Source organism: Streptomyces sp. NPDC059743, assembly GCF_042732975.1.
GTDB lineage: Bacteria > Actinomycetota > Actinomycetes > Streptomycetales > Streptomycetaceae > Streptomyces.
Genome location: NZ_JBHWGS010000012.1, coordinates 207,611 through 220,509, shown reverse-complemented (window position 1 = coordinate 220,509; position 12,899 = coordinate 207,611). Strand labels below are relative to the sequence as shown.

At 68.9% G+C, this 12,899-nt stretch carries 14 protein-coding genes and 1 pseudogene; 11 read left to right on the top strand and 4 right to left on the bottom strand.

Going from position 1 to position 12,899, the window contains the following annotated elements:
- Positions 1–33: 33 nt before the first annotated feature.
- On the bottom strand, positions 34–879 hold the full coding sequence (locus ACFV6H_RS22630) for an SDR family oxidoreductase (RefSeq protein WP_385544920.1): 846 nt from the start codon (positions 877–879) through the stop codon (positions 34–36).
- Positions 880–1,043: 164 nt separating this feature from the next.
- On the opposite strand from ACFV6H_RS22630, the gene ACFV6H_RS22625 reads away from it, so the two are divergent.
- A complete protein-coding gene (locus ACFV6H_RS22625) occupies positions 1,044–1,985 on the top strand; it encodes an AraC family transcriptional regulator (protein WP_385544917.1) in 942 nt (313 codons plus the stop codon).
- Between the two features lie 220 nt (positions 1,986–2,205).
- Here the strand turns inward: ACFV6H_RS22625 and ACFV6H_RS22620 are convergent, their stop codons facing one another.
- Positions 2,206–3,063 (bottom strand): helix-turn-helix transcriptional regulator, encoded by an 858-nt coding sequence (locus ACFV6H_RS22620; protein ID WP_385544914.1) that lies wholly within the window; start codon positions 3,061–3,063, stop codon positions 2,206–2,208.
- Positions 3,064–3,220: 157 nt separating this feature from the next.
- Here ACFV6H_RS22620 and ACFV6H_RS22615 point away from each other — a divergent pair, with 157 nt between their 5' ends.
- From ACFV6H_RS22615 to ACFV6H_RS22605, 3 genes and pseudogenes are all read left to right on the top strand, one after another.
- Positions 3,221–4,099: an alpha/beta hydrolase gene (locus ACFV6H_RS22615; protein WP_385544911.1), complete on the top strand. Its 879-nt coding sequence runs from the start codon at positions 3,221–3,223 to the stop codon at positions 4,097–4,099.
- 106 nt (positions 4,100–4,205) lie between these two features.
- Positions 4,206–4,358: pseudogene (locus ACFV6H_RS22610) on the top strand (PPOX class F420-dependent oxidoreductase); the annotation flags it as partial.
- Positions 4,359–4,645: 287 nt separating this feature from the next.
- Positions 4,646–5,029 (top strand): DUF6344 domain-containing protein, encoded by a 384-nt coding sequence (locus ACFV6H_RS22605; protein ID WP_385544908.1) that lies wholly within the window; start codon positions 4,646–4,648, stop codon positions 5,027–5,029.
- Positions 5,030–5,132: 103 nt separating this feature from the next.
- On the opposite strand, the gene ACFV6H_RS22600 is transcribed toward ACFV6H_RS22605, so the two are convergent.
- The gene (locus tag ACFV6H_RS22600) at positions 5,133–5,828 is read right to left on the bottom strand and encodes a DUF5324 family protein (protein WP_385544905.1); all 696 of its coding nucleotides are present in this window, start codon (positions 5,826–5,828) and stop codon (positions 5,133–5,135) included.
- Between the two features lie 438 nt (positions 5,829–6,266).
- On the opposite strand from ACFV6H_RS22600, the gene ACFV6H_RS22595 reads away from it, so the two are divergent.
- Both ACFV6H_RS22595 and ACFV6H_RS22590 read left to right on the top strand, forming a co-directional pair.
- Positions 6,267–6,794 (top strand): peptidylprolyl isomerase, encoded by a 528-nt coding sequence (locus tag ACFV6H_RS22595; RefSeq protein ID WP_384979396.1) that lies wholly within the window; start codon positions 6,267–6,269, stop codon positions 6,792–6,794.
- Positions 6,795–6,937: 143 nt separating this feature from the next.
- Positions 6,938–7,864: a rhomboid family intramembrane serine protease gene (locus tag ACFV6H_RS22590; protein ID WP_385544901.1), complete on the top strand. Its 927-nt coding sequence runs from the start codon at positions 6,938–6,940 to the stop codon at positions 7,862–7,864.
- 319 nt (positions 7,865–8,183) lie between these two features.
- Here the strand turns inward: ACFV6H_RS22590 and crgA are convergent, their stop codons facing one another.
- Positions 8,184–8,441, bottom strand: a complete 258-nt coding sequence (gene crgA / locus ACFV6H_RS22585; RefSeq protein ID WP_093597651.1) for a cell division protein CrgA — start codon at positions 8,439–8,441, stop codon at positions 8,184–8,186.
- 141 nt (positions 8,442–8,582) lie between these two features.
- On the opposite strand from crgA, the gene ACFV6H_RS22580 reads away from it, so the two are divergent.
- From ACFV6H_RS22580 to ACFV6H_RS22560, 5 genes are all read left to right on the top strand, one after another.
- Positions 8,583–9,350: a DUF881 domain-containing protein gene (locus tag ACFV6H_RS22580; RefSeq protein WP_385544897.1), complete on the top strand. Its 768-nt coding sequence runs from the start codon at positions 8,583–8,585 to the stop codon at positions 9,348–9,350.
- 241 nt (positions 9,351–9,591) lie between these two features.
- The gene (locus ACFV6H_RS22575; protein WP_093605146.1) at positions 9,592–9,765 is read left to right on the top strand and encodes a hypothetical protein; all 174 of its coding nucleotides are present in this window, start codon (positions 9,592–9,594) and stop codon (positions 9,763–9,765) included.
- Complete coding sequence (locus ACFV6H_RS22570) at positions 9,762–10,400, top strand: aminodeoxychorismate/anthranilate synthase component II (protein WP_093605144.1); 639 nt, start codon at positions 9,762–9,764, stop codon at positions 10,398–10,400. Before ACFV6H_RS22575 ends, ACFV6H_RS22570 begins: the two co-directional genes overlap by 4 nt.
- Positions 10,397–12,013, top strand: coding sequence for a class E sortase (locus tag ACFV6H_RS22565; RefSeq protein WP_385544892.1), 1,617 nt, complete (start codon positions 10,397–10,399; stop codon positions 12,011–12,013). The genes ACFV6H_RS22570 and ACFV6H_RS22565 overlap by 4 nt, the downstream gene beginning before the upstream one ends.
- Before the next feature lie 213 nt (positions 12,014–12,226).
- Positions 12,227–12,889, top strand: coding sequence for a class E sortase (locus ACFV6H_RS22560; protein WP_385545089.1), 663 nt, complete (start codon positions 12,227–12,229; stop codon positions 12,887–12,889).
- Positions 12,890–12,899: the final 10 nt, after the last annotated feature.

Sequence of the window (12,899 nt, the reverse complement as noted above, 5' to 3'; positions counted from 1 at the left end):
GCCGTGGGCCGGAGGCCGTGTGCGCGTGGTGGGTCAGATGACCGGGAGCGTGCCGCCATCGATCACATGCTCGGCACCGATGATGGAAGGCGTCCGGTCCGAGACGAGGAAGGCGATGAGTTCGGCGATTTCCGCGGTGGTCACGGGCCGGCCCAGAGGGATACCGCCCGGCACCATGGCGTGGGCGAACTGCCGCAGTACGGTGGTTCGGTCGGAACCGGTGGCAGCGGCGACCTGATCGGTGATCTCCTCGATGGCAGGCTTCTGGATGAAGCCCGGGGCCACCGTGTTGACGCGTACGCCGCTGGGCGCGACCTCGGTGGCCAGGCCCTTGCTGTAGGCGGTCAGGGCGGCCTTGGCCGCGGTCAGCGCGATGCTGTTCTGCGGGACGTCGTCCGGGCCCCCCAGGCGCACATTCGTCAGCGGCATACGGCGCTGGATCGTGGTGACGTGCAGGACCACGCCGCGGCCCGCCGCGACCATGTCCGGCACCAGAGCGCGGTCCAGACGCACGGCCGCCATCAGGGCGGTGTCCAGGAACTGGGCCCACTGACCGTCGCCGATGTCGGCGAACCCGCCCGCGGTCAGGCTCGCGCCCACGTTGTTGATCAGCACGTCTACGCCGCCGAGGCGTTCACGCACCCGGGCCACGACCGTCTCGACACCGGCCGTGGTGGACAGGTCGGCCGCGACGAACAGCTCCGGGTCATGAAGACCGTCCGGTGTGGTCCGGGCTGTGGTCATCACCGTGGCACCTGCCCGGGCCAGCCGCGCGACGGTCTGCGCTCCCAGCCCCTGGGTGCCACCGGTGACCAGGACACGCCTGCCGTGGAGGGATTCGCCGGCTGCCCAGTCATCCGAAGTGTTCGCCGGGGCCATCACACTGCTCCTCAGGTTGGGAAAGGTCGTTCGCACTCATGAGTGTCGAGGACGGTCCTGAGACAGTGGATGCTCAGAACGCCCGGAAAGATGTCCGGTCGTCCCGAGGGTGGGTGTGAACCGGGACAGTCGCGCAAGGGCGCATGCCGCCGTAGGTTGGTCCGGTGGACATCGTGGGAGACGTCATCACATCCATCCGGACGGGCACACCGATCGCACGGCGGGCCGCCCTGTACAGCCCGTGGGGCCTGCGGTTCGTCGGCGATCCCGGAGCCGGGTTCCACGTGGTCCTCCAGGGCACCGCCTGGATGCGGCCTTCCCACGGCGGCAGTCCCGTGGAACTGGGCGCAGGTGATGTCGTCTTCGCCGCCAGCGGTGATGGCTACGCCCTGGCAGACCAGCCTGGAACTCCGCTGTCGGATGTCTGCGTCACCGACCCGGCGGAGACCTGGCCCCTGACCGGCCCGCCACCCGGCGCGGAACCCTCCACGCTCATGCTGTGCGGCATGTACTCCCTGGACCGCGCCCGGCCCCACCCCCTCATCTCCCAACTGCCCCCGGTCATCCGTCTTCCCGCCCGCGCGGCGACCGGCGACCCGCTGCGCTCCGTCGTCGACCTGCTGGGCACCGAACTGGACCACAGCGGTCCGGGAACCAGCGCGGCGGTACCGGCCCTGCTGGACCTGCTGCTGATCTTCAGTCTGCGCACCTGGTACGACCGGCAGGCCGCGCAGGGAGCCACAGGGTGGGCGCGGGCCCTCAAGGACCCGCCTGTCAGCACCGCCCTCGTGCGCATGCACGACTCACCGGCCTCGCCGTGGACAGTGAGCCGTCTGGCCGGCGAAGCCGGACTGTCCCGTACCGCCTTCGCCCGCCGGTTCACCGAACTGATCGGCGAACCCCCACTGACGTACCTGACCCGCTGGCGCATGACCCTCGCCGGGCGCCTCCTCCGCGAAAGCGACCTCCCCCTCGCATCCGTCGCCGCCCGAGTCGGCTACGGCTCCGAATACGCCTTCAGCAAAGCCTTCCGGCGCGCCCTCGGCCGCTCACCCGGAGCCCACCGGCGCGCCCACCGCACCAGCCCCACACACAACTCCTGCTGATCCGGGAAACAGCGGCGCCTGTCGGCAACCCTCACCCGTGGTCATTACCTGTGAGGGTTCAGCTTCGGAGGGTGAGGTTTGTGGCTCCCCATCCCGCCGATGCAGTGGCTCCCGTTCACCCCGACAAAATCAGGGTGAGCGTGGCTGGTGTCTGTTCGGTTGGTGTGGGGCATCTGCACGCTGCCACACAGAAAGCCTTGCTGGTCGGCTGGTCGGCTGGTCAGGTGGTGGGGTTGGCGGGGGCGGTCTGGGGGTGGAGCCGACGCAGCACGTCCAGGCTGTGGGTTCCTGGTGGGGCGGTCATCACCATCAGGACCTGGGTTTCGTCCGGTGTGCGGAGCACCTGCCAGTCCAGGGGGTAGGGGCCGGTGTCGGGGTGGGTGAGGGTTTTGGTCCCGGTGGTCTGGTAGCTGGTGTGCTGCTCGGCCCACCAGGTGCGGAAGTCCGGGTCGCGGAGGGAGAGTTCGCCGATCAGGGAGGAGATCCTGGGCTCGCTGGGGCCGTTGACGGCCGCCCGGACGAACCCGACGCAGATCCGGGCGAGGGAGGGCCAGTCGATGTAGCGTCCGCGGACCTGGGGGTCGAGGAAGAGCATCCGCAGGAAGTTGCGTTCGTGGCGGGGCACTTGGGCGAAGTCGAGGAACACCGCGGTGGCAAGCGGATTCCAGGCCAGGATGTCCAGGTGGCCGCCGAGGACCAGGGCCGGACTGTCACGCAGGTTGTCCAGCAGCAACTGGAGCTGTGGGCGCACCCGCTCCGTGTCCGGGTTCTTGCTGGGGCGCTGGCCGTCCCTGTTGGCGAGCTGGAACAGGTAGCTGCGCTCGTTCTCGCCCAGGCACAAGGCACCGGCGAGGGCGTCCAGGACGGCCGGGGAGGCTCCGGCGAGGCGGCCCTGTTCCAAGCGGGTGTAGTAATCCGTGCTGATCATGGCGAGCTGGGCCACCTCCTCGCGGCGCAGGCCCGGGACGCGACGCGACTGTCCGGCGCCGGACAGTCCGACAGTGCTGGGGCCGAGGCGGCTGCGGTGCGCTTTGAGGAAGGCGCCAAGTTCCTTGGAACGGTCGCTGCGTGCGCTCATGACCCCATCTTCTCCCTGGGACGGATCGACCTGGAAGAGCAGTACGCATCCTGGGAAGGTTCCTTCCTAGGATGGCTCTTTCCCCTGGTCAGCGCGCTGGTCAGGCTCGATGCTCGATGTCGACCCCGGAAAACTTCCCTGGAAAGGCACATCAGAGATGCGCGGCGACATCACGTTCGACAGCAATGGCAACCGCCTGGCCGGTCACCTCTACCTTCCCGAGCGGGACGCCGGTGCGGCACCGGCGGTGATCGTGGTCGGCGCGGCCTCCGGAACCAAGGAGCAGTCCCCGGCCGCCTACGCCACGCGTCTGGCCAAGCTCGGCTACGTGGCCCTGGCGTTCGACCACTCCACCTACGGCGACAGCGAGGGAGCACCCCGCTGCGACGAGAATCCCTTCGCCAAGTCCGAGGACATCAAGAACGCGGTGACCTTCCTGGCCGGCCGGGAGGAGGTGGACCGTGAGCGCATCGCGGCCGTCGGCGTCTGCGGCGGCGGTGGCTACGTCCCCTACACCGCGGTGGCCGACCGTCGGATCAAGGCCGTGGCCACGGTCAGCGGCCTGCCCGACCTCCGCGCCACCATCACCGACGGCTACGCGGGAGACTGGCGGGAGATGATGAACATCGCCCAGAGCGCACGCGAGGCGTACGCGCAGGGCGGTGAGGCGCAGTACCTGCCCTTCATGCCGCCGGGCGACGCAGGCCAGTGGGTCAACAACGGCAAGAAGTACTACCTCAGCGACCGCAACCAGGACCCCGCCTGGAGGAACCAGCTCCTCCTTTGGTCCTACGACAAGATGGTCCAGTTCTCCGCCCTCGACGTCATCGAACTCCTGGCCCCCACCCCGCTGCTGCTCGTCGCGGGATCCGACGCCGAGACCCTCTCGCAGAGCGAGGCTGCCTACAGCAAGGCACAGGAACCCAAGGAACTGTTCCTGATCGAGGGCGGCACCCACTTCGACTTCTACGACCGCCCCGAGTACGTCGACCCGGCGGTCACAAAGATCGACAGCTTCCTGCGCACCCACCTCTGACACGGCCCGGCCGGTGCCCCGGCATCGGCCGCCGTGCCCCCGCCCCCCGCACCCCCGCCCCCTCGCACGGCCACCACTCGACACCCGGATCAGGAGACCGCTCTCCGTGGACAGCACGCCATTGGAAAGACTTGGCGCAGGCAAATATCTGCTGGCCACCAGCTATCGCAGGAACGGCACGCCGGTCGCCACCCCGGTGTGGGTAGTGCGCGACGGCCACACGCTCGGCGTCTGGACGGCTGCCGACTCCTGGAAGCTCGATTGCCGGACCTAGAGGCCCAGAAGCCTTTCGGGTTCGACTCCCCTGGGCTCCACCTATCGAGAGGTCCTCCGACCTGCGGAAACGCAGGTCGGAGGACCTCTTCGTGGTTATGGGGGTTATGGGCCGCGGGCGGGCGTGTGACGGGGTGTTACGGGTGTGGTTGGACCGTACGAGTGGTGTTCATCCGAAGAGCTGCGTGAGAACGGCGTCGCTCCGTGGATTTTCGAGATGCGTACACATCATGAGGAAGGTATGTAGATCGCCCAACCCGAAAGCGAGGGGTCATGGCCGCCTTCAAGGTCAAGAAACTGTGGACCGTCTTCATCACCGCGTTCTTCGCGGTGCTTGCCTCCCTGGGGCTGACCAGCCCGGCCGCGGCTGCCGGCAGTGCCGTGCAGCAGCCGGTCGAGCAGCCCGTGCCGGCGCCGGCCGCCGCGCAGACCGTCGAGCAGGCGGAGGCCGAACCCGCACGGGCATCCGTGCCCAGGGCAGCGGCGGCTTCACGCGATCGGTCGCTGCCGCCCACGATCAAGCAGCGGATCAACGCCGAGGCACATGGTTCGTCTCCGTCCGTCCGCCATCTGCCCGCGGGTACGCCGAGCGCGGCCGACGCCGAAGCGGCTCGCGCGAACGCTCACGCCGCGGACGCGGCACTCGTCGCCGCGTGAGCCGGCCGCGTTTCCGCGCACTCCCGGCGCCCGTCGGAGCGCCCGCCGGACCTGGCACACCCGTACGGCGTACGAACGCGCAGCGCGCGGACCCGCAGCGTGATCAGGGACGGTCTCCCCGGCGACGCGCCTCGGCCTCCGCCTCCGCCTGCCGAGCCTTCGCCTGTACCTCGGGATCGAGCGGATCGACCACATGGCTGCCGTCGACGGACGTCAGCGGGCCGCGCTCCGAGACCTCGGTAGCGGCCGGAGGTTCCACCAGCCAGTCCGGGTTCGCCTGCTTGTCCCACCACTTCCAGGCGGCGAAGGCGCCACCGGCCAGCACACCGAGAGCCGCCAGGCCCTTGGCCAGCCGTCCGGCCCTGGCCCGCCGCTCATGCTTCCTCACCAGCTTCTGGATCTCCTTCGCGGTGACCTGTCCGCGCAGAGCTGCCAGGGCAGCCGCCGAACGCGCCGCGGCCTGCTCGGCGACCGGCCCTGCGGTGGCCATCGCGTGCCCGATCCTCGGCACCGTGTAGTCCGCCGCCTGACGGGCGGCCTGCCGGGTGTGGAAGGCGGCACGGTGAGCCGCGACATCGACCTTTGGGGGCACCCTGGGCGCCACATGGGCGCCGTACTGAATACGAGCCTGCTGAGCGGCCTTCGTCATAGTCGGGGCGAGCCTCACGCGCGCCTCGTGTGCGTAGAGAGCGGCCTGCTCCTTGGCCGTACCGGCATAGGGAGCCACCACTTCCGCGGCGTGCTGCACGCTCTCCTTCGCCGAACCGGTGGCGGTGCGCACGCTGTCCATGCGGGTCACAGGATCATCCTCCTTGGTGGCGTTCCGTATTTCGCCTGTCCACCCTTTTCGAGATCATGCCTGCTGGATTCGGTCTCGGCATGTGATGCGGGCATCCGGGTCACGGCAGACGACGCGCCTTTCGGTTCCACAAGCGTGTGGACGGTCGAGCCACGCGCGGCTTCGGCATGCGTTCCTTCCGGCCTTCAGGCGTGACCCTTCGGGTCCGCCCTCTCCCGGCGTGACTCCGCCGCCGGGCCCTGCTGCGCCCTGCCGCACCGTGCTGCCGTCGTGTCTTCCATGACGTCTTCCATGACGCCTCCCTCCATCGTGCCTCCATCCGGCCCCGAAATCGCCCCAAGACGGGCGCAAACACCCGTCAAGGGCAGCGGCCGGGCGTCACACGTGTCTTCCGTGCGAGGATCGTGAGAGTCAGAGCAGACTTACGGAAGGCAGATCGTGGCCGAGCAGCTTTACGCCACCCTGAAGACCAACCACGGCGACATCGAGATCCGGCTCCTGCCGAACCACGCGCCGAAGACGGTCAAGAACTTTGTCGAACTCGCGCAGGGCGAGCGGGAGTGGACCCACCCGGAGACCGGTAAGAAGACCACGGACCGGCTGTACGACGGCACCGTCTTCCACCGTGTGATCAGTGGCTTCATGATCCAGGGCGGGGACCCGCTGGGCAACGGCACCGGTGGTCCCGGCTATGAGTTCGGGGACGAGTTCCACCCGGACCTGGCCTTCGACAAGCCGTATCTGCTGGCCATGGCGAACGCCGGCCCGGGGACCAACGGCTCGCAGTTCTTCATCACGGTGGCGCCGACCGCCTGGCTCACCCGGAAGCACACCATCTTCGGCGAGGTCAGCACCGAGGCCGGCAAGAAGGTCGTGGACTCCATCATCGGCACTCGGACCAACCCGCGCACCGACCGCCCGGTGCAGGACGTGGTGATCGAGTCGGTCGTCGTCGAGACGCGCTGACCGCCCACGGACTGCTCGGTTCCCGGGGTTCCCGGGAACCTTCCCGCCCTGCCCGTCCGTAGTGGTTACATACCGGACGGGCGGGGCGGTGCGCTGTGCACCGACCGTCGGCCGCCCGCCGTCACCAGGACCCGAGGGGATCGATGGACCACCCGCCAGGCGGCCATGGAGGCCAGGATCAGCCCGCCGTCAGCGAGGGCCTGCCCGACTGCTACCGGCATCCGGGCCGCGAGACCGGTATACGGTGCACCCGCTGCGAGCGTCCCATCTGTCCCGAGTGCATGATCGACGCCTCTGTGGGATTCCACTGCCCGGAGTGCGTGAGGCAAGGTTCCGGTTCGGGGCGCGGTCCCGCGCCGCATCAGCCGCGTACGCTCGTCGGCGGCACGATCGCGGCCGACCCGCGGCTGATCACCAAGATTCTGCTGGGCATCAATGTCGCGGTCTTCATCGCCGTGCTCGCCGTGGGCGATCAGTACCGGCTCGTCGAGAACCTTGATCTCCTGGGCCGTGCCTACGATCCCGCGGTCGGCCATCTCATCGGTGTCGCGGACGGTCAGTGGTACCGCCTGCTGACCTCGGTCTTCCTGCACCAGGCGCCATGGCACATCGCCTTCAACATGCTGAGCCTGTGGTGGCTCGGCGGCCCGCTGGAGGCGGCGCTCGGCCGGATCCGTTTTCTGGCGCTCTATCTGCTCTCCGGACTTGCCGGAGGCGCCTTCACCTATCTCCTCGCCGCGCCGAACCAGGGCTCGCTGGGCGCCTCGGGCGCCATCTTCGGACTGCTCGGTGCCACCGCCGTACTGATGCGCCGGCTCAACTACGACATGCGCCCGGTCTTCGCCCTGCTCGCGCTGAATCTGCTCTTCACCTTCACCTGGCCCGGTATCGCCTGGCAGGCACATGTCGGCGGTCTGGTGGCAGGCACGGTGATCGCGATAGGCATGGTGCACGCGCCTCGTGAGCACCGGGCGCTGGTGCAGTACGGCACCTGTGCGCTGGTGCTGGCCGCGACGATCGTGACGGTCGTGGCGAGGACCGCCACACTGCCCGTGATGTTCGGAGCCTGATCCCGGGGCGCGATCATCGGAGGGCGGACCGCCGTCCGAGCGTGACGGCCTGGGGACGGTCCGTACGGCCCGTACTCCACAGTTGTCCACAGTGTGTGCCGGATCTTGTGCATCCTGTGGGGAACATGCGTACCCCTTGTCGCCGATGTGGGTTTGACCAGCGGAGACAAGGGGCGAGCACGTCATCGGAATGGTCGGTGCGATCACACCGGTGTCAAGGACCCGTGGAGTTATCCACAGATCGTCTGACCTTTTCCCCTGCTGTGGACAACGCTGTGGATAAGTCAGGGCAGAGCTTGACGACCGGGCGGTGGACCCGCTACTTCCACTGCGTCGAGACACCGAAGCCGGCGGCGATGAAGCCGAACCCGACCACGATGTTCCAGTTCCCGAAGCTCTCCAGCGGGAGATCGCCGTCGGTCACATAGAAGACCACGATCCAGGCCAGTCCGATCAGGAACATGGCCAGCATGACCGGGGCCACCCAGCTCCGGTTTGTCAGCCTTATGGTGGTCGCCTGCTTCGCGGCCGGAGGCGGCGTGAAGTCGGCCTTCTTGCGGATACGTGACTTCGGCACGAGGGACTCTCCTGTCGATGCGCTGCGTGACCGCGCAGGGAACTGTAACGGGCTGCCGGGGCGGAGAGCAGGGGGAACACCGCCGCCCTTGGGCGTCCGTTAGCGTAGTGCTTCCGCGGCGCCTAAGGAGATAAGGGTACGTTGAGCAATTCTGCCGACTCTCCCCCAGGGCCGGTCCGTCCGCCGGTACGGCGGCCCGTCCGGCTGCTCACGGCTGCCGTCTTCGCACTCGCGGGGCTTATCTTCGTCACCAGTTTCAACACGGCCAAGGGCACCAACATCCGTACGGACGCCTCGCTGTTGAAGCTCTCCGACCTGATCCACGAGCGTGACCGCAAGAACGCCGAACTGGGTGACACCACCGCGGCGGTACGGCGCGAGATCGACGTGCTCGTCGGCCGTGACGACGGTGCCACCGAGGCCGAGAACGCCAGGCTGCGCGCGCTGGAGACGGCGGCGGGCACCAAGAAGCTCACCGGCCGGGCCCTCACCGTCACCCTCGACGACGCCCCGCCGAACGCCACCGCCAATCCCGGCTACCCCGAGCCCCAGCCCAATGACCTCGTCATCCATCAGCAGGACCTCCAGGCCGTCGTCAATGCCCTGTGGCAGGGCGGCGCGGAGGGCATCCGTGTGATGGACCAGCGGCTGATCTCCACCAGCGCGGTGCGGTGCGTGGGCAACACGCTGATCCTCCAGGGCCGTGTCTACTCCCCGCCGTACAAGATCACCGCTGTCGGTGACCAGGACAGGCTCCGCAAGGCGCTCACCGACTCGCCGGCGATCCAGAACTACCAGCTCTACGTGAAGGCGTACGGCCTCGGCTGGAAGGTCGACGAGCACGGCGAGGAGACGCTGCCCGGTTATACGGGCACGGTGGATCTGCACTACGCGGACCCGGTCGAGTAGTCGAGCAGCCGCTCGTGCCGGTCGCTCACGGGCGGCGCTCACGGGTGCTCATGGGCGGTGCTCACGGAGGTGCGCATGGACGGTTCCGTCCGGCGGGACGGGCAGGGCGGGCGTATGGCGTCTGTGACCAAGAGCAACCCCGAACCTGTGTGCACCTGCCCCATGCGCCGCCCATGTGTCCTTGCCGCCCTTTAGTCTGGTGCCGTACCGCCTCGGGGCGGCACCGAACGGAAGGGACAGCATGTACGGCTGGATCTGGCGGCATCTGCCGGGCAACGCGTGGCTGCGTGCGGCGATCTCGCTCGTCTTGGCGCTGGCGGTCGTCTATGTGCTGTTCCAGTACGTCTTCCCCTGGGCGGAGCCGCTGCTGCCCTTCAACGATGTGACGGTCGACGGATCGGGGGCGGCCGGATGAGCGCGCGGATTCTCGTCGTCGACAACTACGACAGCTTCGTCTTCAACCTCGTCCAGTACCTGTACCAGCTCGGCGCCGAGTGCGAGGTACTGCGCAACGACGAGGTGACCACCTCCCACGCCCAGGACGGCTTCGACGGCGTTCTGCTCTCTCCCGGCCCCGGCACTCCCGAACAGGCCGGTATCTGCGTCGAGATGGTGCGCCACTGCGCCGCGACCGGAGTGCCCGTCTTCGGCGTCTGCCTCGGGATGCAGTCGATGGCCGTGGCGTACGGCGGTGTCGTGGACAGGGCGCCCGAGCTGCTGCACGGAAAGACGTCCCTCGTCACGCACGAGGGCAAGGGCGTGTTCGCCGGGCTGCCTTCGCCGTTCACCGCGACCCGCTACCACTCGCTCGCGGCGGAACCGTCGGAGCTGCCGGCCGAGCTGGAAGTGACGGCGCGTACGGCGGACGGCATCATCATGGGCGTACGCCACCGTGAACTGCCGGTCGAGGGCGTGCAGTTCCATCCGGAGTCCGTCCTCACCGAGCACGGCCATCTGATGCTGGCCAACTGGCTGGCGCGGTGCGGTGATCCTGAGGCGGTGGACCGGTCGGCGGGCCTCGCGCCGGTGGTGGGCAAGGCGCTCGCGTGACCACACTCCGCCCCGAACACGAGGCCGGTCAGGGAGGCTCGTACGAGCAGGGAGCGTACGAGGACTCCGGCGCGTTCGAGGCGGCGGTGGAAGGGCTGGCGGACCCGCTGAACGATCCGCTTCCGGGACAGCGAGGGCCGGTGCCGGGGCCGGTCCCGGGACCGGGGCGGGGACGCCGTCGGCGGGGCCAGGTCCAGAGCCAGGCGCCCGGGAACGGCGGCGTACCCGGGCCGGGGAGTGCAGCCGGGCCCGGGGGTGTACCCGTGGCCGTACCGGGGCAGGGCGGCGCGCCCGCGTCGGCAGCGGGCCAGACGCCGGTGCCGCAGCGGTCGCCGTGGTTGCCTGCCGAGGAGCCGGCCGCCGCCGATCCGGAGTCGGAGTGGTCCGGTGACTACTACCGCCAGTACGCGGCCGAGACTCCGCCCGGGGCCCGGAGCCCGCAGGGCGAGTGGTCCGGCGCTCCTCCGTACTACACGGACGGTCAGGCGGCCTCCGACCCGTTGCCTTCGCCGTCTCGTGTCCCTGCCCCTGTCCCGTCACCTTCAGCGCCGTCTCCGTCGGCGTCGGCGTCGGCTTCCGCATCGATATCCGGCGTCGGCGCCGGTGCGGTGCTGGACGACGAGACGGTCGGTCTCCGTACGGCGGACACCCGCCGCGCGGTCGAGCCGGGGCCCGGAGCGGATGAAGCCGCCACGGCCGTGATCCCGGTGGTGGAACTGCGGGCGGACCCGCCGGCGGAACCGGCGGTGGAACCCGTACCTCGTACAGGCGGCCGTGCGGAGCGCCGTAAGGCCGCGGCGAAGGGCGGACGGGGCCGTAGACGCTCCGAGCCCGTGCCGGCCGGGTCTGGGGCAGCGTCCGGGGCCGAGCAGGGCTCCAGCGGGCCGACGCCCGCCCGGCCGCTCTCCCGTGTCGAGGCACGCCGGGCCGCGCGCGCCGCCAAGGACAGTCTGGCCGTCGTCGCCAGCCGTGTGGTCGGTGAGCTGTTCATCACCTTCGGCGTGCTGATGCTGCTGTTCGTCACGTACCAGCTCTGGTGGACGAACATCCGGGCCGATGTCTATGCCGGCAAGGAGACGAACAAGATCCAGGAGAGCTTCGCCAAGGGCCGGCAGCCCGGGGCCTTCGAGCCGGGACAGGGCTTCGCGATCATGCATATCCCGAAGCTGGATGTCGTGGTCCCGATCGCCGAGGGCATCAGCAAGGCGAAGGTCCTCGACCACGGCATGGTCGGGCATTACGCGGAGGGCAGCCTGAAGACGGCGATGCCCTCCGACAAGCAGGGCAACTTCGCGGTGGCGGGCCACCGCAACACCCATGGCGAACCGTTCCGCTATATCAACCAGCTCCAGCCCGGCGACGAGATCATCGTCGAGACGCGGGACGCGTACTACACGTACGACATGACCAGCATCCTGCCGCAGACCGCACCGTCGAATGTGAGCGTGATCGGTCCGGTGCCGCCCGGTTCCGGGTTCACGGAGCCGGGCCGCTACATCACGCTGACGACCTGCACTCCCGAATTCACCAGTACCTACCGCATGATCGTGTGGGGCAAGATGGTGGAGGAACGGCCACGCAGCAAGGGCAAGCCCGACGCTCTCGTCGGCTGAGCTCGATCGGGATCAGGACAGCACGGCAGGGACCGGCGACAGGGACAGGGACGGGGACGGGGCGCGGTGGCAGCGAGTACCGAGAACGGGGAACAGACGGGAAGACCGCCGCTGTCGGACCCGGTGCGGGCGTCGGACGGCGTCCCGGAGGCGGACAGGCTCCCGGCCGCGGTTACGGTCCCGCGCCGCCGGTTCCGTAGCCCTCTCGCGGCCGTGGTCAGCGTCTGCGGCGAGCTGCTCATCACCGCCGGTGTCGTCCTCGGCCTCTTCGTCGTCTACTCGCTGTGGTGGACGAATGTCCTGGCCGACCGCGAGGCCGCCCGGCAGGGCGACGACATACGGCACAACTGGGCGCAGGAGGGCACGAAGAGCGGCAGCCCTCGGACGTTCGACTCCGAGGACGGGATCGGCTTCCTGCACGTCCCGGCGATGGGCAGCGGCGAGATCCTGGTCAAGAAAGGCACGGGCACCTCGCTGCTGAACGACGGTGTCGCCGGCTACTACACCGAACCGGTCAAGTCCGCGCTTCCCTGGGACAAGAAGGGCAACTTCACGCTGGCCGCGCACCGGGACGGCCATGGCGCGAGGTTCCACAACATCCACAAGATCAAGACCGGTGATCCGATCGTCTTCGAGACGCGTGACACCTGGTTCGTCTACAAGGTCTACAAGGAGCTTCCGAAGACCTCCAAGTACAACGTGGACGTGCTCAGCTCCGTCCCCAAGGAATCGGGGAAGACCAAGCCGGGCCGCTATCTCACGCTGACGACCTGCACGCCGATCTACACCTCGGACTACCGCTACATCGTCTGGGCCGAGCTGGTCCGTACGGACAAGGTCGACAAGAACCGCACGCCGCCGCCGGAGCTGCGCTAGCCGCTCCAGG